This window comes from Mycobacterium sp. 3-98 (genome assembly GCF_035918355.1).
Classification (GTDB): Bacteria; Actinomycetota; Actinomycetes; order Mycobacteriales; family Mycobacteriaceae; genus Mycobacterium; species Mycobacterium intracellulare.
In genome coordinates, this window is sequence record NZ_CP142360.1 from 3,099,253 (window position 1) to 3,124,272 (window position 25,020).

At 68.7% G+C, this 25,020-nt stretch carries 24 protein-coding genes and 1 pseudogene; 13 read left to right on the plus strand and 12 right to left on the minus strand.

Features of this window, described 5'->3' with window-relative positions:
- Window positions 1-46: 46 nt before the first annotated feature.
- Together QGN30_RS14685 and QGN30_RS14690 are read left to right on the plus strand one after the other, a co-directional pair.
- Window positions 47-1,531 (plus strand): acetyl-CoA acetyltransferase, encoded by a 1,485-nt coding sequence (locus QGN30_RS14685; RefSeq protein ID WP_009953030.1) that lies wholly within the window; start codon window positions 47-49, stop codon window positions 1,529-1,531.
- A 112-nt stretch (window positions 1,532-1,643) separates the two neighbouring features.
- Window positions 1,644-3,803 (plus strand): NAD-dependent epimerase/dehydratase family protein, encoded by a 2,160-nt coding sequence (locus tag QGN30_RS14690; RefSeq protein ID WP_038536424.1) that lies wholly within the window; start codon window positions 1,644-1,646, stop codon window positions 3,801-3,803.
- Here QGN30_RS14690 and QGN30_RS14695 read toward each other — a convergent pair.
- From QGN30_RS14695 to QGN30_RS14725, 7 genes and pseudogenes are all read right to left on the minus strand, one after another.
- Window positions 3,777-5,009 (minus strand): NAD(P)/FAD-dependent oxidoreductase, encoded by a 1,233-nt coding sequence (locus tag QGN30_RS14695; RefSeq protein ID WP_036459064.1) that lies wholly within the window; start codon window positions 5,007-5,009, stop codon window positions 3,777-3,779. The two genes, QGN30_RS14690 and QGN30_RS14695, sit on opposite strands and share 27 nt — an antisense overlap.
- 45 nt (window positions 5,010-5,054) lie before the next feature.
- The gene (locus QGN30_RS14700; protein ID WP_038536421.1) at window positions 5,055-5,780 is read right to left on the minus strand and encodes a DUF72 domain-containing protein; all 726 of its coding nucleotides are present in this window, start codon (window positions 5,778-5,780) and stop codon (window positions 5,055-5,057) included.
- A 6-nt stretch (window positions 5,781-5,786) separates the two neighbouring features.
- The gene (locus QGN30_RS14705; RefSeq protein WP_248923092.1) at window positions 5,787-6,413 is read right to left on the minus strand and encodes an endonuclease; all 627 of its coding nucleotides are present in this window, start codon (window positions 6,411-6,413) and stop codon (window positions 5,787-5,789) included.
- Window positions 6,414-6,456: 43 nt separating this feature from the next.
- Window positions 6,457-6,787 (minus strand): annotated as a pseudogene (locus QGN30_RS14710) (TfoX/Sxy family protein).
- Between the two features lie 8 nt (window positions 6,788-6,795).
- Window positions 6,796-7,173, minus strand: coding sequence for a nitroreductase family deazaflavin-dependent oxidoreductase (locus QGN30_RS14715; RefSeq protein ID WP_036396652.1), 378 nt, complete (start codon window positions 7,171-7,173; stop codon window positions 6,796-6,798).
- 61 nt (window positions 7,174-7,234) lie between these two features.
- A complete protein-coding gene (lon, locus tag QGN30_RS14720) occupies window positions 7,235-9,556 on the minus strand; it encodes an endopeptidase La (RefSeq protein WP_179293458.1) in 2,322 nt (773 codons plus the stop codon).
- Between the two features lie 122 nt (window positions 9,557-9,678).
- On the minus strand, window positions 9,679-10,938 hold the full coding sequence (locus tag QGN30_RS14725) for an alpha-hydroxy acid oxidase (protein WP_051475320.1): 1,260 nt from the start codon (window positions 10,936-10,938) through the stop codon (window positions 9,679-9,681).
- A gap of 19 nt (window positions 10,939-10,957) precedes the next feature.
- Between QGN30_RS14725 and QGN30_RS14730 the strand changes: the two genes are divergently transcribed.
- Entirely contained in the window at window positions 10,958-11,395 is a 438-nt protein-coding gene (locus QGN30_RS14730; protein WP_038536409.1) for a DUF1810 domain-containing protein, read from the plus strand.
- Here QGN30_RS14730 and QGN30_RS14735 read toward each other — a convergent pair.
- The 3 genes from QGN30_RS14735 to QGN30_RS14745 are packed head-to-tail and all read right to left on the minus strand — an operon-like array spanning window position 11,381 to window position 13,882.
- Window positions 11,381-12,709 (minus strand): alpha-amylase family glycosyl hydrolase, encoded by a 1,329-nt coding sequence (locus QGN30_RS14735; protein ID WP_036459060.1) that lies wholly within the window; start codon window positions 12,707-12,709, stop codon window positions 11,381-11,383. The two genes, QGN30_RS14730 and QGN30_RS14735, sit on opposite strands and share 15 nt — an antisense overlap.
- Before the next feature lie 10 nt (window positions 12,710-12,719).
- Window positions 12,720-13,256: an alkyl hydroperoxide reductase gene (locus QGN30_RS14740; RefSeq protein ID WP_009953017.1), complete on the minus strand. Its 537-nt coding sequence runs from the start codon at window positions 13,254-13,256 to the stop codon at window positions 12,720-12,722.
- A 38-nt stretch (window positions 13,257-13,294) separates the two neighbouring features.
- Window positions 13,295-13,882: a peroxiredoxin gene (locus QGN30_RS14745; RefSeq protein WP_008256883.1), complete on the minus strand. Its 588-nt coding sequence runs from the start codon at window positions 13,880-13,882 to the stop codon at window positions 13,295-13,297.
- Between the two features lie 101 nt (window positions 13,883-13,983).
- On the opposite strand from QGN30_RS14745, the gene QGN30_RS14750 reads away from it, so the two are divergent.
- Genes QGN30_RS14750 through QGN30_RS14765 form a run of 4 tightly spaced genes read left to right on the plus strand, consistent with a single transcriptional unit; the run spans window position 13,984 to window position 16,878 of the window.
- A complete protein-coding gene (locus tag QGN30_RS14750) occupies window positions 13,984-14,919 on the plus strand; it encodes a hydrogen peroxide-inducible genes activator (protein ID WP_014382600.1) in 936 nt (311 codons plus the stop codon).
- Between the two features lie 36 nt (window positions 14,920-14,955).
- Window positions 14,956-15,657, plus strand: a complete 702-nt coding sequence (locus QGN30_RS14755) for an EthD domain-containing protein (RefSeq protein WP_038536405.1) — start codon at window positions 14,956-14,958, stop codon at window positions 15,655-15,657.
- 9 nt (window positions 15,658-15,666) lie between these two features.
- Window positions 15,667-16,110: a TIGR03618 family F420-dependent PPOX class oxidoreductase gene (locus QGN30_RS14760; RefSeq protein ID WP_038536402.1), complete on the plus strand. Its 444-nt coding sequence runs from the start codon at window positions 15,667-15,669 to the stop codon at window positions 16,108-16,110.
- 18 nt (window positions 16,111-16,128) lie between these two features.
- Window positions 16,129-16,878 (plus strand): enoyl-CoA hydratase/isomerase family protein, encoded by a 750-nt coding sequence (locus QGN30_RS14765; RefSeq protein WP_038536399.1) that lies wholly within the window; start codon window positions 16,129-16,131, stop codon window positions 16,876-16,878.
- Between the two features lie 15 nt (window positions 16,879-16,893).
- Here the strand turns inward: QGN30_RS14765 and QGN30_RS14770 are convergent, their stop codons facing one another.
- A complete protein-coding gene (locus tag QGN30_RS14770) occupies window positions 16,894-17,079 on the minus strand; it encodes a (2Fe-2S)-binding protein (RefSeq protein ID WP_008256874.1) in 186 nt (61 codons plus the stop codon).
- A 339-nt stretch (window positions 17,080-17,418) separates the two neighbouring features.
- On the opposite strand from QGN30_RS14770, the gene bfr reads away from it, so the two are divergent.
- The 6 genes from bfr to QGN30_RS14800 all read left to right on the plus strand — a co-directional run bounded on the left by bfr (window position 17,419) and on the right by QGN30_RS14800 (window position 24,096).
- Window positions 17,419-17,898, plus strand: coding sequence for a bacterioferritin (gene bfr / locus QGN30_RS14775; protein ID WP_008256872.1), 480 nt, complete (start codon window positions 17,419-17,421; stop codon window positions 17,896-17,898).
- 37 nt (window positions 17,899-17,935) lie between these two features.
- Entirely contained in the window at window positions 17,936-20,008 is a 2,073-nt protein-coding gene (locus QGN30_RS14780; RefSeq protein ID WP_233042661.1) for an MDR family MFS transporter, read from the plus strand.
- 65 nt (window positions 20,009-20,073) lie between these two features.
- On the plus strand, window positions 20,074-20,568 hold the full coding sequence (locus QGN30_RS14785; RefSeq protein ID WP_009953008.1) for a carboxymuconolactone decarboxylase family protein: 495 nt from the start codon (window positions 20,074-20,076) through the stop codon (window positions 20,566-20,568).
- Between the two features lie 110 nt (window positions 20,569-20,678).
- Window positions 20,679-21,560 (plus strand): TIGR03854 family LLM class F420-dependent oxidoreductase, encoded by an 882-nt coding sequence (locus QGN30_RS14790; protein ID WP_014382597.1) that lies wholly within the window; start codon window positions 20,679-20,681, stop codon window positions 21,558-21,560.
- A gap of 57 nt (window positions 21,561-21,617) precedes the next feature.
- Entirely contained in the window at window positions 21,618-22,970 is a 1,353-nt protein-coding gene (locus QGN30_RS14795) for a glutamine synthetase family protein (RefSeq protein ID WP_020188642.1), read from the plus strand.
- A 10-nt stretch (window positions 22,971-22,980) separates the two neighbouring features.
- The gene (locus QGN30_RS14800; RefSeq protein ID WP_014382595.1) at window positions 22,981-24,096 is read left to right on the plus strand and encodes an amidohydrolase family protein; all 1,116 of its coding nucleotides are present in this window, start codon (window positions 22,981-22,983) and stop codon (window positions 24,094-24,096) included.
- A 412-nt stretch (window positions 24,097-24,508) separates the two neighbouring features.
- Here QGN30_RS14800 and QGN30_RS14805 read toward each other — a convergent pair whose 3' ends face one another.
- Window positions 24,509-24,952, minus strand: coding sequence for a nuclear transport factor 2 family protein (locus QGN30_RS14805; protein WP_038536387.1), 444 nt, complete (start codon window positions 24,950-24,952; stop codon window positions 24,509-24,511).
- Window positions 24,953-25,020: the final 68 nt, after the last annotated feature.

Here is a 25,020-nt window from a genome sequence, read left to right on the forward strand (position 1 = left end):
CGACTGTGCGGCGAGCCGCACGCCCGGGGTCCGATAGGTTCGACGCATGACCGCTGACCCCAGGACCCCGGTTTTGATCGGCTATGGCCAGGTCAACCACCGCGACGAGATCGATCCGGCCACGCGGTCCGTCGAGCCGATGGACCTGATGGTGGCCGCGGTCGAGCGGGCCGCCGACGCCGCGGTGATCGAGGCGGTCGACTCGATCCGGGTGGTCAACATCCTGTCGGCCCAGTATCGGGATCCCGGGCTGTTATTGGGCCAGCGCATCGGCGCCTCGGATTTCACCACGCTGTACAGCCCGGTCGGCGGCAATGTGCCGCAATCGCTGCTCAACCAGGCCTGCCTGGACATCCAGGGCGGCCGCGCGGGCGTCGTGCTGCTGGCCGGCGCCGAAACCTGGCGCACCAGGCGGGGTCTGCGGGCCCAGGGCGGCAAGCTGGTGTGGACCGAACAGGACCGCTCGGTCCCGATGGCCGAGGTGAGCGGCGACGACGTCCCGATGGCCGGCGACGCCGAGATCAGGATTTCCCTGGACCGCCCGGCCTACGTCTACCCCTTGTTCGAGCAGGCGCTGCGGGTGGCGCGCGGCGAGTCGATCGACGATCACCTCCGGCGCATCGGGGAGCTGTGGGCGCGGTTCAACGCGGTGGCGGTGGACAACCCGCACGCGTGGATCCGCACGCCGTCCAGTGCCGACGACATCCGCCGGGTGGGCCCGCGGAACCGGATGATCAGCTGGCCCTACACCAAGTTGATGAACTCCAACAACATGGTCGACCAGGGCGCGGCGCTCGTTCTGACCTCGGTCGAGCAGGCCAGGAGGCTGAAGATCCCCGCCGAACGCTGGGTGTACCCGCACGCGGGCACCGACGCGCACGACACACCGTCCATCGCCGAGCGCCACGAACTGCACCGGTCCACGGCCATCCGGATCGCCGGCGCGCGGACGCTCGAGCTGGCCGGCCTGGGCATCGACGACATCGATTACGTCGACCTGTACTCGTGCTTTCCCTCCGCGGTGCAAGTCGCGGCGGCCGAACTCGGGCTGAGCGTCGACGACCCCGCCCGGCCGCTGACCGTGACCGGCGGACTGACGTTCGCCGGCGGCCCGTGGAGCAACTACGTGATGCATTCGATAGCAACCATGGCGGAGTTGCTGGTGGCCAATCCGGGCCGGCGCGGTCTGATCACCGCCAACGGCGGCTACCTGACCAAACACAGCTTCGGTGTCTACGGCACCGAACCGCCGGCCGAATTCCGTTGGGAGGACACGCAACCAGAGGTCGACGCGGAGCCGACGACCGACGCGGTGGTGGAATGGGAAGGCGTGGGCACCCTCGAGGCGTGGACGACGCCGTATGACCGCGAGGGACGGCCGGAAAAGGCCTTTCTGGCGGTGCGCACCCCCGACGGGTCGCGCGCGCTGGCCGTGGTCACCGACGCCGACGCGGTGCAGGCCTCGGTGCGTGAAGATCTCGGTGGCGCCAAGGTCGCCGTCGCCGCGGACGGCAGCGCGACGCTGCGGTAGCCCCGTCACCCGTATGGCGCCAGGTCAACGGCGCCGATCCTGGGTAACGGTCGCGTAGCCTATGCCGACTTGCCTATTGTTGAGTGCTGAGGGTTGGGGGAGGTGAGCCCAGGTGCACATCCTGGTTACCGACGCCACCGGCGCACTCGGGCGCCTGGTCGCTGGGCAGCTCATCGCTGCCGGGCACACGGTCACCGGCATTGCTGAGCTCCCGCATCCCTGCCTCGACCGCAACGTCGAATTTGTTTGCGCATCGCTGCGCGACCGCGTCTTGCGGGAGCTCACCGACGAGGCCGACGCGGTCATCCACCTGGCACCCATCGACCCCACCGCGCCCGGCAGCGCCGGCATGGACGGGCTGGCGCGGGTCACCGATGCGGCCGCGCGCGCCGGCTCCCGCCTGGTGTTCGTCTCGCAGGCCGCGGGACGGCCCGAGTTGTATCGGCCGGCCGAGGACCTGGTGTCCTCGAGCTGGGGCCCCACCGCGGTCATCCGGATCGCGCCACCGGTCGGGCGCCAGCTCGACTGGATGGTGTGCCGCACCGTGGCCACGCTGTTGCGCAGCAAGGTGTCCGCGCAACCCATGCGCGTGCTGCACCTCGACGACCTGATGCGCTTTTTGGTCCTGGCGATGGACACCGACCGCACCGGTGTGGTGGACCTCGCCAGCCCGGACACCGTCAACATGGTCACCGCCTGGCGCGTGTTGCGAGCCGCCGACCCGCGCATCCGGCCGCATCGGGTGCGCAGCTGGGCCCAGCTGACGCCGGAGTTCGATGTCGCTGCGGCACAAGAGGACTGGATGTTCTCATACGGCTGGCACGCGCTGGACGCCGTCGCCGACACCGCGCGGGGACTCGTCGGGCGCCGGCTGGACACCGCCGGCGCGATCAACCAGGGGGGACAGCTCGCGCTGCCCGTCGAGGTGCTGCCGCAATCTCGGCGACCGGCCGGTGACGACGTGCGCACGGCCGCGCCGGAAGGCCTGGAGGGCGAATTCGACGATCAGATCGATTCGCGGTTCCCGGTTTTCAGCGGCGCCGCACTGGCCGAGGCGCTGCCCGGACCGCTCACCCCCATCACGCTGGACGTCCAATTGAGCGGGCTGCGCGCCGCGAGCCGGGTGCTGGGACAGGCGCTCGCCCTCGGCGGCGTCGCCGATGCCGAATGGGGCAGCAGGGCCATCGCGGTGTTCGGCCACCGCGCCTACGTCGGCGTGTCGGTCAACATGGTCGCGGCCAGCCAGCTGCCCGGCTGGGACCAGGACGCCGTCGCCCGCAACGCCCTCGTCGGCCAGCCCCAGGTCGGCGATCCGCTGCCGTTCGGCGAGCCGGCCTGGACGGCCGGGGCGCTCGGCTCGGTCGCCAAGGCCGTCGCCGCGGGGCGGTCGGTCGCGCTCCTGCGTCACCTGCGGGCCGACACCCGGGCGTATTGCGCCGCCGCGGAAGCAGAGCACCTCGACGCCGCCCAACTGGCGTTGCTGCCCGAAGCGGCCCTGGAAGTGCGGCTGCGGCTGTTGCGCGACCGCATCCACCAGGGCTGGATCCTCAACGCGCTCTGGTTGATCGACACCGGCGTCACCGCCGCGGCGCTGCCGCGCAGCCAGGCGGGGCGCAGCGTGCCCGGGATCAGCATGATCACCGACAGCGGACTCGTCGCGGCGGAGACCGCCGAGCTGGCGTCGGCGCTGCGGGCCGACCCGCCGTTGCGCGCGCTGGCCGCCGAGGGCAACCTCGCGAGCATTCGTGCGCTGTCGCCGAAGACCGCCGCCATTGTGGACGCGGTCGTCGCACGAATCGGGCACCGCGGTCCGGGCGAGGCCGAGCTGGCCAGCAAGACCTTCGCCGACGACCCGACGATGTTGCTGACCGCCGCGGCAGGGGCCGCACCCCCCGAGCCCACGCCCGCCACATTGGCCGAGCGGCTTACCGCCAACGCGCGCGGTTCGCGGGAGCTGGCCCACGACACCACGATGCGGTTCACGCACGAACTGCGGATGACGTTGCGCGCGTTGGGATCTCTGCGCGTCGAGGCGGACCTGATCGACGCCGTCGACGACATGTACTACCTGACGTGCAATGAACTGGTCACGATGCCGGGCGACGCACGGCTGCGGATCAAACGCCGCCGCACCGAACGCGAACGCCTGCAGGCGCAGTTCCCACCCGACGTTATCGACGGGGCCTGGGCGCCCGTCCCGCACAGCCCCGACGACTCCGGCGCCGGGACCACCGCCGAGGATGGCTCAGCCGAGCAGCTCGCCCAGGGGTGATTGCGGGTCGGCCAGCTTGTCGGGGTCGACGGCGGCCTTCGACCGGATCAGCGCTTTGACGTCGTCGAGCACATCCCAGATATTGACGTTCATTCCGGCCAGCACCCGGTGGTCGCCGTCGAGCCAGAACGCGACGAACTCCCGGCCGGCGACGTCACCGCGAAACACCACCCGCTCGAAGCTGGGGGCGTGTCCCACGTACTCCATCCCGAGGTCGTATTGATCGGTGAAGAAATAGGGCAGCTCCGCGTATTCGCCTGGTGTGCCCAGCATCCCGGCCGCCGCCACGGCGGGCTGCTTGAGCGCGTTGGCCCAGTGCTCGGTGCGGATGCGGGTGCCCAACAGCGGGTGTTCGGCGGCCGCGATGTCGCCGACCGCATAGATGTCGGGATCGCTGGTGCGCAACGAGGCGTCGACGAGCACCCCGCCGTCGCCCAGGGAGAGCCCGGCCTGCTCGGCGAGTTCGACGTTGGGCTTGGCGCCGACGGCCACCAGCACGGCGTCGGCGGCCACCGTCGATCCGTCCCGCATCCGCAGGCCGGTGGCCGAGCCGTCGGCCCTGGTGATCTCCGCGACCTGCGTCTCGAGGCGAAGATCCACCCCGTGCTCGCGGTGCAGGGTGGCGAACACCTCGCCGACGGTCTCGCCCAGCGCGGCCAGCAGCGGCTGCCTGGCGGTTTCCACCACGGTGACGTTGACACCTCGCTGGCGCGCACCCGCCGCCACTTCCAGCCCGATCCACCCGGCGCCCACGACCGCGAGCGAAGCGCCTTCGGACAGAACGTCATTCAATGCCACGGCGTCTTCGTAGGTGCGTAGGTAATGCACACCGGGGGAGTCCGCCCCCGGTATCGGGGGCCGGCGCGAGGCCGATCCCGTGGCCAGCAACAGCTTGTCGTAGCCGACCGTGGTGCCGTCGGGAAGCCCTACCGTGTGGGCGGCGGCATCCAGGGTGCTCACCCGCGTGTTGAGCCGCAGGTCGACGTTGTGGTCGCGGTACCAGTCGGAGTTCTGCACGGTGAAATCGGTCAGCGACTTTTTGCCGGCCAGATACTCCTTCGACAGCGGCGGCCGCTCGTAGGGCAGATGTTCCTCGTCGGCGAACACAATGATGTGCCCATCAAAATCGTTGTCGCGCAAAGCTTCTACGGCTTTGGCGGCCGCGAGTCCGCCGCCGATGATGACGAAGCTGGTCGAGTTGGCCATGGATGGGGCTCCGTTCTGTGGAATTTTCAGCCTACTCGCGGGCGCTCAGCCCAACAGCTCGCGCAGGTCGAGAGCGTTGCGGACCGCGTGCCCGCCCAGGTCGTTGTTGAAATACATCCACACGTCCTTCCCTTCACCGTCCCAAGCGGTGAGCCGCTCGGCCCAGCGCCGCAGATCGTCAGCGGTGTAGGAACCGGCGTAATTGGCCTCGGGATCCGGCCCGTGCATCCGGATGTACACCAGATCGGTCGTCGCGCGGGGAATGCACTCGAGCCCCAGCCCACTCATCACCACATACGCGGCGCGATGGCGTTCCAGCAGCTCGAACACCGCGGGGTCATTCCACGACGGGTGCCGCAGTTCGACGGCGACGCGGATCGACGCGGGCACGAGTTGCAGGAACGAGTCCAGGCGCGCGTCATCGCGCTGCTGTTCGGGGTGCAGCTGCACCAGCAGCACGCCGTGGTGATCACCCAGCAGCTGCCAGCAGCGTTCGAATCGTTCGATCCACGGTTCGGGGGAGGCCAGCCGGCGGTAGTGCGTCAAGCCGCGATGCGCCTTGACCGACATGGTGAAGCCGTCCGGCAGCTGATCGCGCCAACCCTCGAACGTCGAATCCTTGGGCCACCGGTAGAAACTCGCGTTCAGCTCGACGGTGTCGAACGCCTCGACGTAGCGGGCGAGCCGGCGCGCCGACGGCGTTCCCGGCGGATACAGCACATTGATCCAGTGGTTGTACGACCACCCCGAGGTACCGATTCGTATGGTCACCGCGGCTCAGCCGGCCACCCGCTGACGCACATCGGCGTCCAGCGACGCCCTGACCAACGCGGCGGCCAGTCGCGCATTGGCCTGCGGCGCAAGGCTTCCCAGTTTCTTAGGTTCGACGGGTAGGCCAAACCGCTTGGCGGTGCCGGTGGCGCGGTCATCGAAATAGGGCCGCACCCAGGTCCACACGTCCTGCACCTCGCGCAGGTAGATGTCGGCGCCCGTGTCGCCGATTCCCTTGAACTTCTTGAGCATCCGTTTCGCGGTGGCCACGTCATGCCCGCTGCGATCGGCCAATTCGCGCATGTCGCCGGAGTAGTCGTCGCGAAGTCGTTCGGCCATATCGGTGAGCCGGGTGGCCGAGCTCTCGTCGTAACGCACGTAGTGCGCGCGCCCAAAGGCGTCGATCATGGTTTTCCGGTCCGAGGCCAGCACGGCCTTGGGAGTCCGCAGGCCCGCCTTGAACAGTTCGCGCGAGGCGGCCGTGGCGATGGTCGCATCGATCGGCTTGCTGGCCAGCATGCACAGCACCAAAAGCTGGAACAGCGGCATCGGCTTGTCGCTCAGCGTGATGCGCGCCTGCGCCGCGTAGGTGGTGCCCGCCACGTCGAGCAGTCGTCGCACCCGCTTGTCCATACCGCACCGCGTACCCCCACGCCGCGACGGCAAACCGCGCCCGCTATTTGGGCGGCAGGCTGCGCGCGTGGTCGACCCCGCGTTTGACCCAACTGTGAAGCTGGCGTTTGGTTTGCACCCCGGCGGCCTCGACGCGCAACCAGCCCCGGGCTTCCCGTCCGGCCATCACCATGGGGCTGACGTGCGCGCCCGGCGAATTTGTCGGTGTCCTCGCGCGGCACCCGCACCAACAGTCCGCCCTGGCCGCTGACGGCCACCGACATGTTGCCGTTGACCAGGAACGCCAGGCCGCCGAACATGCGCTTCTCGTCGATGCCGGGCCCGCCCGCGAGGAGTTCGCGGATCCGGTTGGCCAGGTCTTCGTCGTAGGCCATCCGCGGGTTCAGTCCAGGTCGACCCGGACGGTGAGCAGGTCGCTGCCCATCAGCCGCACCATCGCGCTGTTCAGCCTTGGCAGGTTGCCCAGGCGCTGCACCGCGTCGTCGTCGGGCAGGAGGTGGGCGGTGCCGTTGCGCCACGTGCCGCCAACACGCACCCGCACAGCCGGATTGGCCTTGATATTGCGGACGTAATCCGAGTGCTCGCCGTGTTCGGAGACCATCCAGAACTGGTTGTCCACCACGCGCCCGCCCACCGCGGTGCGCCGCGGCTGCCCGCTCTTGCGTCCGGTGGTTTCGAGCATGGTCATCGGCAGCTGCCGGCCGACCGGGTTGACCAGCAGGCGTTGAACACGGTGGACCACTTGTCGTTTGAGAGTCACGGGTTCATTCAACGCCGGGCGTGACCGCGGGGAAAGCCCCGGGTCACGCCCGGCGCCCCGATCAGGCCGCGGCCGTGGCGGCCGAGGCCGCCGGTTCGAGCGCCTGGGCCACGATCTCGGCGACGTCGGTCATGGGCCGCACGTCCAGCGCCTCGAGCACCTCGGCGGGCACGTCATCGAGATCCGGCTCGTTGCGCTGCGGAATGAAAACCGTTGACAGCCCGGCACGTTGGGCGGCCAGCAGCTTTTGCTTCACCCCGCCGATGGGCAGCACCCGACCGTTCAGCGTGACCTCTCCGGTCATGCCGACGTCGGAGCGGACCTGGCGTCCGGTGGCCATCGAGACCAAGGCGGTCACCATGGTGACACCGGCCGACGGGCCGTCCTTGGGCACCGCCCCCGCGGGCACGTGGACGTGGATGCGCCGGTCCAGCGTCTTGGGATCCACACCGAGCTCGGCGGCGTGCGAGCGCACGTAGGACAGCGCGATCTGCGCCGACTCCTTCATCACGTCGCCCAATTGACCCGTCAGTTGCAGGCCCGGGTCACCGTCGGTGGAGCCGGCCTCGATGTAGAGCACGTCGCCACCGAGGCCGGTGACGGCCAGGCCGGTGGCCACACCGGGCACCGCCGTGCGTTCGGCCGATTCCGGCATGAACCGCGGACGGCCCAGGTAGTCAACCAGATCCGGCTCGTCGATGGTGATCGGTCGCGGATCGTCAACCAGCTTGGTGGTCGCCTTGCGCAGCGCCTTGGCCAGCAGCCGTTCGAACTGTCGCACACCGGGCTCGCGGGTGTAGTCGGCGGCGATCTTGCGCAGCGCCGCGTCGCTCACCGCCACCTCGTCCTCGGTCAGCGCCGCGCGGTCCCGCTGCCGGGGCAGCAGGTAGTCCCGCGCGATGGCGACCTTGTCGTCCTCGGTGTAGCCGTCGATGGCCACCAGCTCCATGCGATCCAGCAAGGCCGACGGGATGTTCTCGATCACGTTGGCCGTCGCCAAAAACACCACATCGGACAGGTCCAGGTCCAGGTCCAGGTAGTGGTCGCGGAAGGTGTGGTTCTGCGCCGGGTCGAGCACCTCGAGCAGCGCCGCGCTCGGATCGCCGCGGTAGTCGGAACCGACCTTGTCGATTTCGTCCAGCAGCACAACGGGATTCATCGACCCCGCCTCACCGATCGCGCGCACGATCCGGCCCGGCAACGCGCCCACGTAGGTACGACGGTGCCCGCGGATCTCGGCCTCGTCGCGCACACCGCCCAGGGCGACGCGCACGAACTTGCGGCCCAATGCCCGGGCCACGCTCTCGCCCAGAGACGTCTTGCCGACGCCGGGGGGACCGGCCAGCACCATCACCGCACCGGAGCCGCGCCCGCCGACCACCTGCAGCCCACGTTGGGCGCGGCGCGCCCGCACGGCCAGGTACTCGACGATGCGATCCTTGACGTCGTCCAGCCCGTGGTGATCGGCGTCCAGGACTTCCCGCGCCGCCTTGAGGTCGGTGGAGTCCTCGGTCTTGACGTTCCACGGCAGGTCGAGCACGGTGTCCAGCCAGGTGCGAATCCAGCCGCTCTCCGGGCTCTGGTCGCTCGAGCGTTCCAGCTTGCCGACCTCGCGTAGCGCGGCCTCGCGCACCTTCTCGGGCAGCTCGGCGGCCTCGACGCGGGCGCGGTAGTCGTCCGAACCATCGGGTTCGCCCTCGCCCAATTCCTTGCGGATGGCGGCCAGCTGCTGACGCAGCAGGAACTCCTTCTGCGTCTTCTCCATGCCCTCGCGCACGTCCTCGGCGATCTTGTCGCTGACCTCGACCTCGGCGAGGTGGTCGCTGGTCCAGTCGATCAGCACGCGCAGCCGCTCGGCGACGTCGACCGTCTCCAGCAGCTGGCGCTTCTGCGCGTTGCTCAGGTAGGACGCGTACCCCGAGGTGTCGGCCAGCGCCGACGGATCGGACAGCCGGTTGACGTAATCGATGATCTCCCAGGCCTCGCGTCGTTGCAGCATGGCCAGCAGCAGCTTCTTGTACTCCGCGGTCAGCGCCTTGACCTCGTCGGTCGCCTCGGCCTCGGGGACCTCGGTCACCTCGACCCACAGCGCCGCCCCGGGGCCGGATGCGCCCGCCCCGATCTGTGCCCGGCGCTCGCCGCGCACCACCGCGGCGGTGCCGCCACCGGCGATGCGCCCGACCTGCAGGATCTTCGCGATTACGCCGTGGGACGGATACCGGTCCTCGAGCCGGGGGGCGATCAGCAGCTGTCCCGACTCGCTGGCCTGGGCGGCGTCGATCGCCGCGCGGGCCGCGTCGTCCAGCGCGATCGGCACGACCATTCCGGGCAGCACGATGGTGTCGGTGACAAACAGCACCGGCACCGACTTGGCTTCAGCCATCAAATCCTCCAAAAGTTGAGTCTGATGCGCTTAACCCAGCCCGGCGCCGGTTTGTTCCCGAGCGCCCCGCGGTCGCGAGTGTGCGGCCAGCCTCACATTGATGCCCGAGTGTGCCGCCGGCCTCACACCGGCGGCACGGGCCCCAGGCGCCGCAACTGCGTGACGTGCCGGGGCGAGAGCTCCTCGAGGCACGTGACGCCGAGCAGGCGCATCGTGCGGATCACTCCCGCGGCGAGGATGTCGATGGCGCGGCTCACCCCGGCCGCGCCGCCGGCCATCAGGCCGTAGAGGTAGGCCCGACCGACCAGCGTGCACCGGGCGCCCAGCGCGACCGCCGCGACGATGTCGGCGCCCGACATGATGCCGGTGTCCACCAGGATCTCGGTGTGCTGACCCAGGTCGCGCGCCACCGTCGGCAGCAGGTGAAACGGCACCGGGGCCCGATCCAGTTGGCGCCCACCGTGATTGGACAACACGATCCCGTCGACACCGCGGTCGACGACCGCGCGGGCATCGTCAAGCGTCTGAATCCCTTTGACGACGAGCTTGCCCGGCCACTGCTCCTTGATCCACTCCAGGTCATCGAAGGTCAGGCTGGGATCGAACATCGTGCTCAGGTATTCGGCGACCGTGCCGGGCCAGCGGTCCAGCGACGCGAACGCCAAAGGTTCGGTGGTCAACAGGTCGAACCACCACTTCGGGTGGGGCACCGCGTCCAACACGGTGCGCAGCGTCAGCGTGGGCGGGATCGTCATGCCGTTGCGGTTGTCGCGCAGCCGCGCGCCGGAGACCGGGACGTCCACGGTGGCCAGCAGGGTGTCGAAGCCGGCATCGGCGGCGCGTCTGACCAGCTCCATCGAGCGTTCGCGGTCCCGCCACATGTAGAGCTGAAACCACTTTCGGCCTTGGGGCACGGCCGTGACGAGGTCCTCGATCGCGCAGGTGCCCAACGTGGACAGCGAAAACGGGATCCCCGCCCTGGCCGCCGCCTGCGCGCCGGCGATCTCGCCCTCGGTGTGCATGAGCCGGGTGAATCCGGTGGGCGCGATCCCGAACGGCAGCACGACCGGCTGGCCGAGCACATCCCACCCCGCGGTCACTTGGGAGACGTCGCGCAGGATCGCCGGATGAAATTCGATGTCGCGGAAGGCTTGTCGGGCGCGTTCGATGGACAGCTCGTCTTCGGCCGCGCCATCGGTGTAGTCGAACGCCGCCTTCGGGGTGCGCCGCTTGGCGATGCGCCGCAGGTCTTCGATGGTGTAGGCGGCGTCGAGCCGCCGCTTGGTCGCGTTCAGCTCGGGCCGCTTGAACTGCATGAGCGGGGCGAGATCGCGCACTTTGGGTACTCGTCGGCGAACGGCCTTCCGTCTTTCGAGTTCCATAATGTGCAACCGTAGTCAGGTGAGATCTGCAGGCGACCCGTTCGATCTCCAGCGTTTCGTGGACGCGCAGGAGCCGGTGTACGGCGACGTCCTCGACGAGCTGCGGGCCGGACGAAAACGCAGCCACTGGATGTGGTTCGTCTTCCCCCAACTGCGCGGCCTGGGCGGCAGCCCGACCGCGGTCCATTACGGCATCTCCTCGCTGGACGAGGCTCGGGCGTACCTGCGTCATGAGCTGCTGGGGCCGCGGTTGCGGGAGTGCGCCCGACTGGTCACCGCGGTGCAGGGGCGCTCGATCGGGCAGATCTTCGGCTCGCCGGACGACCTCAAACTGCGCTCGTCGATGTCCCTGTTCGCCCACGCCACCGAGGACGACGAGGACTTCGTCGCGGTGCTCGACAAGTATTACGACGGCCGCCAGGACGCGCTGACGTGCGAGCGCCTAGACCGAGCTTAGGATCCGCCACCCGTGCGGCTCGACGGCGACAGCGTCCACGACCTCCGGCGGCGGGGCCGCCGATCCGCCGATGACCTGCGCGCGCCCCGGGCCCAGCTCCGGCAGCGACACGTGCAGGGGTTCGTCGTCGATGTTGAGCACCACCAGCAGGGCGTCGTCGCCGTTGCGCGCCTCGTAGACGTAGTGCCGGTTTTCCAGCCGTAACGCGGTGGTGGACGCCGCGTGCAGCCAGGGGTGGCGCCGTCGCAGCCCGACCAGGTACTGGTGCAGCCCCCAGGTCTGGACGCCGAAGTCATCCAGTTGCAGTGGGGGAGAGCCGAATTCGGGGCGCACAGCGTCGTCGCCGCCGAACCGTTCTTCCTTGACGCCGCGGAACCCGAGCTCGTCGCCGGCGTAGACGCTGGGCACCCCGCCGATGGTGAGCAGCAGCACCAGCGCGTGGGCCACATGCGCGGGGTTGTCCAGCTGGCTGGCGATGCGGGTGACGTCGTGATTGCCGATGAAGGTCAGGGGCGCGAAGCGGCTCAGAAAGTCGTTGTGGCGCTGCAGCGCCCAGTCCAGCTCGAAGAAGTTGCCGTCGTTGAGGCTGCTCCAGATCGCCTTCCACAGCTCGTATTGGGTGGCCGAGTCGAAGGTGGCGGCGTCGACGACCGCGGCGTAGTCGCCGTGGATGAGTTCGCCGACGAACCAGGCATCCGGATAGCGCTCGCGCACCCGGGGCAGGGTCGAGGCCCAGAAGTGTTGTGGCACGGCATAAGCCGCGTCGAGGCGCCAGCCGTCGGCGCCGCGGCCCAACCAGTGCGCCATCACCTCGACGGTGTAGTCGACGACGGCGGGGTTGTCGTGGTTGAGGGTGATCAGCCCGTCGTGGCCTTCGAACGTGTGAAAGCGCCCGGGACGTCCGCGGAACCAGCGCGCGGCGGCGTCGTCCTCGGCAGCCTCGCGGTGGCGCGGAAAATCCACCCCGACGTGGTTGAACACGCCGTCGAGCAGGACGCGCAGGCCGCGTCGGTGCGCCTCGGCGACGAGGTGGTCGAAATCGGCATCGTCGCCGAGCCGGGGATCGATGCGGTAGTGGTCGGTGGTGTCGTAACCGTGTGTGCGCGAGGCGAAGATCGGGCCCAGCGCGATGCCGGACGCCCCGAGTTCGATGGCGTGGTCCAACCAGTCGACGAGCCGCCGCAACCGGTGTTGATGCGGTTGCGGCGGCTCGTTTGACTGCGGTACGGGGAACGCGCCCACGAACCCCAGCGGGTAGACCTGCCACCAGATGGCGTGCTGGACCCAGTCGGGTCCGGACACGGCGCTGGTCACGACGGCGCTATCAGCCGACGGTCGCCAGCGTCTGGGAAGCGACGATCGCTTGGGCCACGCCGGAAACGATCGCCGCGGCCTTCAGCGCCTCCTGGATGGTTTCGCGGCTGACACCGGCCTCGCGCAGCGTGTGCTCGTGGGCGGCCACGCAATCCGGGCATCCGTTGATCGAGGACACTGCGAAGCACCACAGCTCGAAGTTCGCCTTCTCCACACCGGGATTGGCGATGATGTTCATCCGCAATCCCGCGCGCAGGTCGTCGTACTTGCCGTCGAGGAAACCCCGGCCACGGTAGAACACGTTGTTCATCGCCATGACCGATGCGGCTCCCAGCGCCGCGTTGTACGCCTCGGCGGACAGAATATCGGCCGCCTCCGCGCCAATCTCGCTGAGCACCTGCGTGTTCCGGGTCGCCGCGGCGCTCGCCAACAGCGTGCCCCACAGCTGCTCCTCGTCGAGCTCGGTCGTACGGGTGATCGAACCCAGGTTGAGCTTGAGGTCCTTGGCGTACTCCGGCAGCGCTTCCTTGAGGTTCTCTACGCTCATCTCGCCTCCTGTTCAGACCCTACGGGATCAGCCCCGGATCAGGCCGACTGCTTGAGCAGCTCGGTGGCGTCGAGCGTCGGGTCGCCCTTGCGCCAGTTGCACGCGCACAGCTCGTCGGACTGCAGCGCGTCCAGCACGCGCAGCACTTCCTCGACGTTGCGGCCCACCGAACCCGCGGTGACCGAGACGAACTGGATCTCGTTGTTGGGGTCGACGAGGAAGGTCGCCCGGTCGGCCACACCGTCGGCGTTGAGCACACCGGTGGCCAGGCTCAGCTCCCGCTTGATGTCCGAGAGCATCGGGAAGGGCAGCTTTTTGAGGTCCTCGTGCTGCGCACGCCAATTGAAGTGGACGAACTCGCTGTCGATCGACACACCCAGAACCTGCGCGTCGCGGTCGGCGAATTCGTCGTTGAGCTTGCCGAAGGCGGCAATCTCGGTCGGGCACACGAAGGTGAAGTCCTTCGGCCAGAAGAACACCACGCGCCATTTGCCGGCGTGGTCCTCGTTGGTGATGGTGGTGAAGTAGTCGCCGGGCTGCTTGGCGTCGACCTTGGACAGATCGCCGGCGATCAACGCGGTGAGCTCGTAGGCGGGGAACTGGTCGCCGATGGTCAGCAGAGGCATATCGCTCCTTATCTGGATTTACTCAAGATTAGCTTTCTTCCACCATGTTGCCGCGTACCCTGGTTGAAGTAAAGGTGATATTTCCCACTACACTTATAGGTATGACCGATAAGAGTTATCAGCCGACGATCGCCGGCCTGCGCGCGTTCGTGGCGGTGGCCGAGAAGCATCAATTCAGCGGTGCTGCAACGGCTCTCGGCGTCAGCCAGTCGACGTTGTCGCAGGCGCTCTCGGCGCTGGAGGCGGGCTTGGGCACCCGTCTCGTCGAGCGCTCGACCCGGCGTGTCTTCTTGACACCCCAGGGTACGGAGCTGTTGCCGCGCGCCCAGGCCGTCGTCGAGGCGACCGACGCCTTCACCGCCGCGGCGGCGGGCGCCTCGGATCCGTTGCGGGCCGGCATGAGGTTGGGCCTGATTCCCACGGTGGCGCCCTACGTGCTGCCCACCGTGCTGGCCGGGGTGGCCGAGCAGCTTCCGGGGCTGGCGCTGCGGGTGACCGAAGACCAGACCGAGCGGTTGTTGGCGGTGTTGCGCGAAGGGGCATTGGATGCGGCATTGATCGCCCTACCCGCCGAGGGCGCCGGGGTCAGCGCGATCCCCATCTACGACGAGGATTTCGTCCTCGCCCTGCCACCCGGCCATCCGCTGGCGGGCAAGCGCCGGGTTCCGGCGACGGCGCTGGCCGACCTGCCGCTGCTACTGCTGGACGAGGGGCACTGCCTGCGCGATCAGGCGCTGGATGTCTGCCACAAGGCCGGGGTCCGGGCTGAGCTGGCCAACACGCGGGCGGCCTCACTGGCGACCGCGGTGCAATGCGTGACGGGCGGTTTGGGCGTCACGCTGATTCCTCAGAGCGCGGTGCCCGTCGAGGCCTCGAGAAGCCGCCTGGGCCTGGCGCAGTTCGCGGCACCGCGCCCGGGCCGGCGAATCGGCTTGGTCTACCGCTCGTCGAGCGGGCGCGACGAGTCCTACCGTCAGCTGGCCGGGCTCATCGGGAAGCTGATCAGCAGTCAGCATCAGGTGCGCCCGGTGAAGTAGGCCTATCCGGCGGGCCCGCACCGGTAGGTTCGGCCTATGGAAAAGGTAATCGCGGTGCTCATGCGCGCCGACTCCGACGACGATTGGTGCGCCCGGCAGCGGGGGGCGGTCGCGGATGCGCTGCTGGAGCTGGGTGTGCCCGGATTGTCGGTCAACGTCCGCGACGACGCCGTGCGCCAGTCGTTGATGACGCTCACGACGCTGGACCCACCGGTCGCCGCGGTGGTGAGCATGTGGACGCAGCAGTGCTACGGCGAGCAGATGACGTCCGCGCTCGAGCTGCTGGCAAAGGAGTGTGAGCAGCTCGCCGCGTACCTGGTGACGGAATCGGTCCCGCTGAGCGCGCCCGCCGTCGAGTCCGGTTCCCGCACACCGGGTTTGGCCAACATCGCGTTGCTGCGTCGGCCCGCGGGCATGGACCAGGCGACGTGGCTGACCCGTTGGCAACGCGACCATACACCGGTAGCCATCGAGACACAGTCGACGTTCGGCTACACCCAGAATTGGGTGGTGCGCGCGCTCACCGAAGACGCGCCGGGAATCGCCGGCATCGTCGAGGAGTTGTTTCCCGCGGAGGCGATCACCGATCTTCGGGCATTTTTCGGAGCCGCCGACGACAAGGATCTCCAACACCGGTTAGGACGAATGGTGGCCAGCACGACGGCCTTTGGCGCCAACGAGAACATCGACACCGTGCCGACGAGCCGCTACGTCATCAGCACGCCGTTCACGGACTGAGGACACCAGATGACGACACTGCGCGACGCCGTGGCATTGGCCGCGGCGGAGAACGGATTGGCGGTGGTATCGACCGTCCGGGCTGACGGGACCGTGCAGGCGTCACTGGTCAACGTGGGCCTGTTGTCGCACCCGGCGAATCGTCAACCGGTGCTGGGGTTTACCACCTACGGAAGAGTCAAGCTGGCCAACCTGCGGGCCCGGCCGCAGTTGGCCATCACCTTCCGTAACGGTTGGCAGTGGGCGACCGTCGAGGGCCGCGCGGAGCTCGTCGGCCCCGACGACGCCCAGCCGTGGCTGACCGATCCCGATCGGTTGCGAGTCCTGCTGCGCGATGTGTTCGTTGCGGCGGGCGGTACCCACGACAACTGGGACGAGTACGACCGGGTGATGGCTTCCGAGGGGCGCGCCGTGGTGCTGATCGCCCCGACCCGCGTCTACAGCAACGGCTAGCCTCGCTACGCTGCGGGGGTGACGCTGCAGATCGATGACGACAAGCGGGTGCGCACCCTCACGCTGAACCGCCCGGAGGCGCTCAACGCCTTCAACGAAGCCCTCTATGACGCCACCGCCGAAGCGCTGCTGGCCGCCGCCGACGATCCCGAGGTGGCCGTGGTCCTGCTGACCGGAGCGGGTCGCGGGTTCAGCGCCGGTACCGACCTGGGTGAGATGCAGGCGCGCATCACCGACCCCGGCTTCACCCCGGGCAAGCATGGCTTCATCGGACTCATCAACGCGCTCAGCGCCTTTCCCAAGCCGCTGATCTGCGCGGTGAACGGTGTCGGCGTGGGGATCGGCGCCACGATTCTGGGCTATGCCGATCTGGCGTTCATGTCGTCGACGGCCCAGTTGAAGTGCCCGTTCACCAGCCTGGGCGTAGCCCCGGAAGCGGCGTCGTCCTATCTGTTGCCGCAGCTGGTGGGCCGGCAGAACGCCGCGTGGTTGTTGATGTCGTCGGAATGGGTCGACGCCGACGAGGCGCTGCGGATGGGCCTCGTCTGGCGGGTGTGCCAACCGGACGAGCTGCTCCCGCAGGCCCGCCACCACGCCGAAATCCTTGCCTCCCGGCCGATTTCGAGCTTGATGGCCGTCAAACACACGATGATGGAGCCGGTCCGCCCCGAGATCACGGCGGCCACCGCGCGGGAAAACGCGCACTTCGCCGAGCTCATGGGCGCGCAGGCCAACGCCGCGGCGCTGGCTGATTTCAACAAGGGCTGAAACGGCGTTCCGGCGTCAGGCCGACGGCGCTGTCTCTAACTTCGCCGCGTCGGCGAGGATCGCGCGCAGGGTGCGCCGGCAGCGACCGCAGTCACCGCCCGCCCCGCATGCCGCGGCGATTTCCTTGGAGGTCGACGCGCCCTGCGCGACGACGTCGCACACGGTCTGGCTGGTCGCCCCGACGCACAGGCACACGTACATCAGCGCACCTCCCGCATGTGGGCGTCCCCTTCGTCGACGGCTCGTTCGAGCGACCCGATGCCGCTCCCGCGCCTGGCCTCCCGGGGACTCGGGGCCCCGGCCGGAGGTGCGAAACGAACAAGCCGCATATTAGTGGAGTCTAACCTAACCTGCTTAGTGCAGTCTAACCTAACAACCGGGTGCTTAGACTAGCTCGACAACGCACTGAGTGCAGCCAAACCTTGCTAGAACATTTGCGGCGGCCGTGGCAAAGTGCTGCTACAGGCCGGGTTTGTGCGCTCCAGCCCAGCGCACGGATCGCGGCCGAACATGCCAGCCGCAGACACCGTAGGAGTGAAAATGCAAGGGGATCCGGAAGTTTTGCGTCTGCTCAACGAGCAGTTGACCAGCGAGCTCACCGCGATCAACCAATACTTCCTGCACTCCAAGATGCAGGACAACTGGGGTTTCACCGAGTTAGCTGAGCACACCCGCGCGGAGTCCTTCGACGAGATGCGACACGCCGAGGCGATCACCGACCGCATCCTGTTGCTCGACGGGTTGCCGAACTACCAGCGCCTCTTCTCGCTGCGCATCGGCCAGACCTTGCGCGAGCAATTCGAGGCCGACCTCGCCATCGAATACGAGGTGATGGACCGCCTCAAGCCGGCCATCGTCTTATGCCGGGACAAGCAGGATTCCACCACCGCCACCCTGTTCGAGGACATCGTCGCCGACGAGGAAAAGCACATCGACTACCTCGAGACGCAGCTGGAGTTGATGGACAAGCTGGGCGTGGAGCTGTACTCGGCGCAGTGCGTCTCGCGGCCACCCAGCTGACGCGGGCGGCGGGCAAGGTAGGTAACGTCGGGCCGGCATGACGAGCCCGAGAGCAGCGGTGACCCAGGCGACCCCGGCGGCGAATTCCGCGCCCAGCGGCGAGCTGATCAGCCCGCAACGGCGCAACCTGATCTTCGTCGCGATCGTCCTGGGGATGCTGCTCGCGGCGTTGGACCAGACCATCGTCGCCACCGCGCTGCCGACGATCGTCGCCAACCTGGGCGACGCCGGCCATCAGTCCTGGGTCGTCACCAGCTATCTGCTCGCATCGACCGTCGTCACCGCGCTGGCCGGCAAGCTCGGGGACTCCTACGGGCGCAAGCGGGTGTTCCAGGCGGCGATCGTCTTCTTCGTCGTCGGATCGGCGTTGTGCGGGCTGTCCCAGTCGATGGCCATGCTGGTGGGAGCGCGTGCGCTGCAAGGGATCGGCGGCGGCGCCATCACCGTCACCGCCAGCGCGCTGATCGGCGAGGTCGTCCCGCTGCGGGAGCGGGGCCGGTACCAGGGCATCCTCGGGGCGGTCTTCGGCGTCACCACGGTGATCGGGCCGTTGCTGGGCGGCTACTTCACCGACTACCTGACCTGGCGGTGGGCGTTCTGGGTCAACGTGCCGATCTCCGTGGTCGTCATTTTCGTTGCCGCCGCGGCGATTCCAGCGCTGGGCGCGTCCGCCAAGCCGATCATCGACTACTCCGGAATCGTGTTCGTCGGCCTGGGCGCGGCGGGCCTGACGCTCGCCACCAGCTGGGGCGGGACGCTGTACGCGTGGGGGTCGCCGACGATCATCGGCTTGTTCGTCGGCGCCGCGGTGGCGCTGGGCGTTTTCGTGGTGGTGGAACGTCGCGCCGCCGAGCCGATCCTGCCCATCCGGTTGTTCGCCAGTCCGGTGTTCGCCGTGTGCTGCGTGCTGTCCTTCGTCGTGGGTTTTGCGATGCTGGGCGCGCTGACGTTCCTGCCGACCTATATGCAGTACGTCAACGGGGTCTCGGCGACGACCTCGGGTCTGCGCACGCTGCCCATGGTGGTCGGGATGCTGATCACCTCGACCGGCAGCGGAACCCTGGTCGGCCGCACCGGCCGCTACAAGGTTTTCCCGGTGACCGGCACCGCGCTGATGGCGCTGGCGTTTTTGCTGATGTCGCGGATGGAGCCGTCGACGTCCGCCCTGATCCAGTCGCTGTACCTGGTCATCCTGGGCGCCGGGATCGGATTGTCCATGCAGGTGCTGGTTCTGATCGTGCAGAACACGTCGAATTTCGAAGACCTCGGCGTCGCCACCTCGGGGGTGACGTTCTTTCGCACCATCGGAAGTTCTTTCGGGGCGGCGATATTCGGCTCGCTGTTCGTGAACTTCCTCGACCGCCGCATCGGCCCGGCCCTGGCGGCCAGCGGCGCGCCGCCCGACGCGGTCAGCTCGCCCGGGGCCCTGCACCGGCAGCCGCACGATGTGGCCGCGCCCATCGTGGCGGCCTACGCCGATTCGCTCACCGAGGTTTTCTTGTGGGCGGCGCCGGTGGCCGTGGTCGGTTTCGTGCTGGCCCTGTTCCTGCGCGAGGTCCCGCTGCGGGATATCCACGACAGCACAGTCGATCTCGGCGACGCGTTCGGCATGCCGACCTCCGAGACGCCGGACCAGATGCTGGAGAACGCGATCGCACGGATGTTGCGCGGCGAAACCGGCATGCGGTTACGCAGCATCGCCATGCGGCCCGATTGCCGGCTCGACGTGGCCGGGCTGTGGGGGGTCCTGCGCATCAATCGCTACACGCAGATGTACGGGACCGCCCGTCTCACCGACATGGCCGACTATCACCGAATACCGTTCGAGGTTCTCGAGCCCACCTTCGCGCGCCTGGCCACCGGCGGTTACGCGCGAAGCGACGGCGACCAACTGTCGCTCACCCCGGCCGGGGCCCAGCAAGTCGGCTACGTGCACTCGCTGCTGGTGGCCTGGCTCGTGGACAAGCTCGCCCGCTCGCCGGGCTTCGAGGGCCGCCCGGACCGCCGCGCGGTGCAGGCCGCGCTCGAACGCGTCGCGCATCGGGTTCTCGCCCAACGTGATTGGCATGAGGAAACGCCAACCGCGGCGATCGGTCCGGCCGCTCGCTAGCCGGTGGCTCCACCCGTTTCGCGACAACCGCGACCCGGGTCCTTAGGCGGGCGTACCATCACGCCATGAGCCGAATCGGAACATTTGCTGACGACGACCTGGCCGGCTGGTTTGTGAAGTCGCCGGACATCGGCGGCGCGCTCGGCGCCTTCAGCCAGGCGGTCTACACCAAGAACCGGTTGCCGTTGCGCACGCGCGAATTGGCGCGCGCCGTGATCGCTCACCGCAACGAATGCGTCGTCTGCGTCAACACCCGCGACGAGGACGGACCCGCCGCGGGTGTCGACGAGGAGCTGTACGACCACGTCCACGAATGGCGCACCTGGCCCGGCTACAGCGACCAGGAGCGGCTGGCGGCCGAGTTCGCCGACCGCTTCGCCACCGACCACACCGGCCTGCGCGACGACGAAGACTTCTGGACGCGCTGCGCCGAACACTTCTCCGACGAGCTGCTGGCCGACCTGGCGCTCTCCTGCGCGCTGTGGGTGGGCATGGGCCGGGTGTTGCGGACCCTCGACATCGGCCAGGCCTGCAAGCTCACCATTCCCAGCCGCGCATAGCCGTTTGCGCCCTCCGAACTCCGGGCAGCAGGCGATGACGCGCGCCGCGGGCACAAAACGGGGCGCCGCGGCGTTGCGCGACGGGTGAGACCACGCAGGAGGAGGCTCGGGTGAAGGTTCGCTTCGGCGTCGGGCTGGGCGCGGACACCGCCCCACATCAGCTGGCCGCCATCGTCGACCACCTCGAGGCCAACGGCGTGGATTCGCTGTGGTTTTCCGAGCTGGTGTACTCGCCGGCCGTCGATCCCACGGTCGGGATGGCGTACGCGCTCGCCCGGACGAGCCGGCTGAAGGTGGGCACCTCGGTGGCGGTGCTGCCGGGCCGGCATCCGGTGCTGGTGGCCAAGCAGCTCGCGTCGCTGGCGGCCGTCGCCCCGAAGCGGGTCCTTCCGGTGTTCGGCTTGCGATCGGCGATACCGGCCGAGCGCGAGGTGTTCGTGGTTCCCGACGGTCGGCGGGCGGCGGTCTTCGACGAGTCGCTACGGGTGCTGCGCGCGGCCCTGGAACGGGATTCGGCCACGTTCACGGGCCAATACTTCACCGTCACCGGCGCGGCGATCGCCCCGAAACCGGTGCCGCCGCTGGACATCTGGTTGGGCGGTTCGGCGCCCGCCGCGTTTCGGCGTATCGGAGCGCTCGGCGACGGCTGGCTGGGCAGCTTCCTCACCCCGGCGGAGGCCAGGACCGGGCGCGAGGCGATCGAACGGGCCGCGGAGCGGGCCGGCCGGCACATCGAACCCGACCACTTCGGGATCTCGCTCGCCGTCACCGAGGGCGAGCTGCCCGCGGAATTGACCGCGGCGGTCCGCAAGCGCCGACCGGACCTCGACCCCGGTGAGCTGATCGCCGCCGGGTGGGATCAGCTGCACCGCCAACTGGACGCGTACCTGGAGGCCGGGTTGACGAAATTCGTCATCCGGCCCGCCGGTCGGGCCCCCGTGGACGGATTCCTCGATCGCTTCGTCTCCGAACTCGTCGGCCGCCAGAACTGACCGGGCACGCGGGACGATTACCCGACCGGACCACCGCGAGGCTGCAGAATGACTGCCATGACCGGCACACCGCTTGCCGCCGCGGCGATTGCCCAGCTGGAGGGCGAGGGCGTCGACACGGTCATCGGCACCGTCGTCAATTCCGCCGGGCTCACCCTGGCCAAGGCCGTTCCGATTCGCCAGACGAACACCTTCGCCGATCCCGGGCTGGGCGCCAGCCCCTCCTGGCACGCGTTCGCCATCGACCAGACCGGCATCGCCTTCACCGCCGACGTCGGCGTGGTGGGGGACCAGCGGCTCCGGATCGACCTGTCCGCGTTGCGCATCGTTGGCGACGGCCTGGCGTGGGCGCCCGCCGCGTTTTTCTCCCAGGACGGCACGCCGGTCCCCACGTGCGGCCGGGGAACGCTGCGGCGCATAGAAACGGCGCTCGACGACGCCGGCATCGAGGCGGCCGTCGGGCACGAAATCGAATTCCTGTTGGTCGCGCCGGACGGCGGCCGGTTGCCGTCGGCGGTGTGGGCCCCGTACGGCCTCGCCGGCGTGCTGGAGCGTGAAGCGTTCATCCGGGAGGTGATCGGGTCGGCGACGGGAGCCGGCGTCGCGATCGAACAATTCCACCCCGAGTATGGCGCCAACCAGTTCGAGATCTCGCTGCCGCCGCAACCGCCGGTCGCCGCCGCCGATCAGCTGATACTGATGCGGCTCATCATCGGCCGCGCGGCGCGCCGCCACGGCCTGCGCATCAGCTTGTCACCCGCCCCGTTCGCCGGTGCCGTCGGATCCGGTGCGCACCAACATTTTTCGCTGACGACGCCGGAAGGACCGCTGTTCTGTGACGGCGCGGGCGCCGCGGGCATGACGCCGGCGGGGGAGAGCGCGGTGGCGGGCGTGGTTGGTGGTCTGCGGGAAGCCCAGGGCGTGCTGTGCGGATCGGTCGTCTCGGGTCTGCGGATGCGGCCCGGCAATTGGGCCGGCGCCTACGCGTGCTGGGGCACCGAAAACCGCGAGGCCGCAGTGCGATTCGTCACCGGCGGACCCGCCAGCCCGCGCGGCGGAAACGTCGAGGTCAAGATCGTCGACCCGTCGGCCAATCCGTACCTGGCATCGGCGGCCATCCTGGGGCTCGCGCTGGACGGCATCAAATCCGGGGCCCCGCTGCCGCCGGAGGTCACGGTCGACCCGGCGGCGCGCTCCGATGCCGACCGCGCGCGTGACGGCGTGGTGCGCCTGACCGATTCGCAGGCCGAGGCGGTTGCGGCGCTGGACGCTTCGGAGCGCATGCGGTGCATCCTGGGCGATCCGGCGGTCGACATGGTGGTCGCGGTTCGCCGACTGGAACACGAACGCTACGGCGATCTGGACCCCGAGCAGCTGGCGGACCGATTCCGCATGGCCTGGAGCCTGTGACGGGCCGTTGATGAGCGCCGAGACCCGCGACCTGGCCGAGCACATCGGCGCGGTGTCGCTGATCGATCAGCACGTCCACGGTTGTTGGTTGGCGGCCGGCGACCGACGGCGATTCGAGAACGCACTCAACGAGGCCAACACCGAGCCCATCGCCGACTCGGGTTTCGACTCCCAACTCGGGTTCGCCGTGCGCGCGCACTGCGCCCCCGCCCTCGGCCTGCCCGAGCACGTCGACCCGCAGGCCTATTGGGACCGTCGTCGCCAGTTCGCCGAAGACGAACTGGCGCGGGTGTTCCTATCGGCCGCCGGCGTCGGGGACTGGCTGGTGGACACCGGGATCGGCGGGGGCGGGGTCGCCGGCGTCGGGCAGATCGCCCGGATGTCGGGCGGCCGTGCGCACGAAATCGTGCGTCTCGAGGAGGTGGCCGAACAGGCCGCCCAAGCCGCGGGTGACTATGCGGCGGCGTTCGAGGAGATCCTGCATCGGCGCGCGGCCGACGCCGTGGGCACCAAATCGATCCTGGCCTACCGGGGCGGTTTCGAGGGTGACCTCAGCGAGCCGTCGACGGCGGAGGTCGCCGAGGCCGCCGACCGGTGGCGCGCGCGCGGCGGGACGCGATTGCGGGACCGGATCCTGCTGCGGTTCGGGTTGCATCAGGCGTTGCGACTCGGCAAGCCATTGCAATTCCACGTCGGGTTCGGCGATCGGGACTGCGACCTGCACAAGGCCAATCCGCTCCTGCTGCTTGACTTTCTGCGCCGGTCGGCCGACGTCCCGATCGTGCTGTTGCACTGTTATCCCTACGAGCGTGAGGCCGGTTATCTGGCGCAGGCGTTCAACAACGTCTACCTCGATGGCGGACTGAGCGTGAACCACCTGGGGGCGCGGTCGCCGGCGTTCCTCGGGCGGCTGCTGGAGCTGGCACCCTTTTCCAAGATCCTCTACTCGTCAGACGGTTTCGGTCCCGCGGAACTGCACTTTCTCGGGGCGGTCCTGTGGCGCCGGGGCCTACACCGGGTGCTACGCGAATTCGTCGACCGCGGCGACTGGAGCGAGGCCGACGCCATCCGGGTGGTCGATCTCATCGCCCGCGAGAACGCCCGCAGGATCTACGACCTCGGGTAGCCCGGTCTTCGGCCGCGAAAGCGCGGCCACGACATTTTTCACAAATTCCGCTGTAACCCGCCGCGGGGGCGCATAGGCTTCGGGAGACGAATCGGGCAACGTCACCAAACTGAGGCAGCAAGGAGGTTTGGGCACATGTTGTCCCGCGCTGCGTTCGTCGACGCAGCCATCGTTACCGTCGCCGCTTCGGCGCCTCCGCCCTACGCGTCACGCAGTGGGGGTCGCCACGCCACCAGTTCTGGTGACTACGTGTCATATCCGCACCAGGGCGGGTTGTAGCCAAGCCCTATCGCCGTTGTGCCGAGGGAGTGCCGGAATGGTCTATGAGGGGTGGCCATGCCGGCATTCCACGGCAGCGCGTGCCAAGCCGGCGCATTACGTTGCGCGGCAGCGCAATTCGCGAACGTCTGATTCAGACCAGCGCTGACGCGTCGAACACCCAGCTAGTGTCCCCATTTGCCAGTGCTTCGAAGTGGTTCGGGGGAGCGAACGCGACGAGGCTGTTCATGTCCCAATAGTCTTTCCAGACGGTGATCTTGCCGTCGACGACTTTGTGGACGGTCACGAACCGCAGCACGCCCTGTTCGCCGGTCGCGAATGTCCATGTCTCCGAGTGCTCGTAGAGCACGTCGGAACCGTTGGACACCAGCACGCCGGTGTGGTTCTCGTAGCCCGCCAGGTGTTCCAGACCCATCTTGAGTCGTTTGACGATGCCCTCGGGGCCGCGGGCCGACAAGGCCGGAACCGGCATGTCGACGTAGAGGCAGTCGTCGGACAAGAATGTCGGGATCGCCTCCCAGTCGCGGCGCGAAAGGGCCTGCCACAGCCCACGGACGACATCCTCGACCGCGATCATAGATACCTCTGTCATACCGGCAAATAAACTCGGTTGCCGCGCCGGTGTCAACTACTGCGGCCGTTCGC

What these genes read in the sequence shown, in the direction of transcription:
- QGN30_RS14740 (WP_009953017.1), bottom strand. Translation starts at nt 13,256, where the DNA reads ATGAGCGTAGAGAACCTCAAGGAAGCGCTGCCGGAGTACGCCAAGGAC.
- QGN30_RS14750 (WP_014382600.1), top strand. Translation starts at nt 13,984, where the DNA reads ATGACCGATAAGAGTTATCAGCCGACGATCGCCGGCCTGCGCGCGTTC.
- bfr (WP_008256872.1), top strand. Translation starts at nt 17,419, where the DNA reads ATGCAAGGGGATCCGGAAGTTTTGCGTCTGCTCAACGAGCAGTTGACC.
- QGN30_RS14705 (WP_248923092.1), bottom strand. Translation starts at nt 6,413, where the DNA reads ATGGACAAGCGGGTGCGACGACTGCTCGACGTGGCGGGCACCACCTAC.
- QGN30_RS14760 (WP_038536402.1), top strand. Translation starts at nt 15,667, where the DNA reads ATGACGACACTGCGCGACGCCGTGGCATTGGCCGCGGCGGAGAACGGA.
- QGN30_RS14685 (WP_009953030.1), top strand. Translation starts at nt 47, where the DNA reads ATGACCGCTGACCCCAGGACCCCGGTTTTGATCGGCTATGGCCAGGTC.
- QGN30_RS14800 (WP_014382595.1), top strand. Translation starts at nt 22,981, where the DNA reads ATGAGCGCCGAGACCCGCGACCTGGCCGAGCACATCGGCGCGGTGTCG.
- QGN30_RS14725 (WP_051475320.1), bottom strand. Translation starts at nt 10,938, where the DNA reads ATGGAACTCGAAAGACGGAAGGCCGTTCGCCGACGAGTACCCAAAGTG.
- QGN30_RS14805 (WP_038536387.1), bottom strand. Translation starts at nt 24,952, where the DNA reads ATGATCGCGGTCGAGGATGTCGTCCGTGGGCTGTGGCAGGCCCTTTCG.
- QGN30_RS14770 (WP_008256874.1), bottom strand. Translation starts at nt 17,079, where the DNA reads ATGTACGTGTGCCTGTGCGTCGGGGCGACCAGCCAGACCGTGTGCGAC.
- QGN30_RS14795 (WP_020188642.1), top strand. Translation starts at nt 21,618, where the DNA reads ATGACCGGCACACCGCTTGCCGCCGCGGCGATTGCCCAGCTGGAGGGC.
- QGN30_RS14785 (WP_009953008.1), top strand. Translation starts at nt 20,074, where the DNA reads ATGAGCCGAATCGGAACATTTGCTGACGACGACCTGGCCGGCTGGTTT.
- QGN30_RS14755 (WP_038536405.1), top strand. Translation starts at nt 14,956, where the DNA reads ATGGAAAAGGTAATCGCGGTGCTCATGCGCGCCGACTCCGACGACGAT.
- QGN30_RS14695 (WP_036459064.1), bottom strand. Translation starts at nt 5,009, where the DNA reads ATGGCCAACTCGACCAGCTTCGTCATCATCGGCGGCGGACTCGCGGCC.
- QGN30_RS14745 (WP_008256883.1), bottom strand. Translation starts at nt 13,882, where the DNA reads ATGCCTCTGCTGACCATCGGCGACCAGTTCCCCGCCTACGAGCTCACC.
- QGN30_RS14780 (WP_233042661.1), top strand. Translation starts at nt 17,936, where the DNA reads ATGACGAGCCCGAGAGCAGCGGTGACCCAGGCGACCCCGGCGGCGAAT.
- lon (WP_179293458.1), bottom strand. Translation starts at nt 9,556, where the DNA reads ATGGCTGAAGCCAAGTCGGTGCCGGTGCTGTTTGTCACCGACACCATC.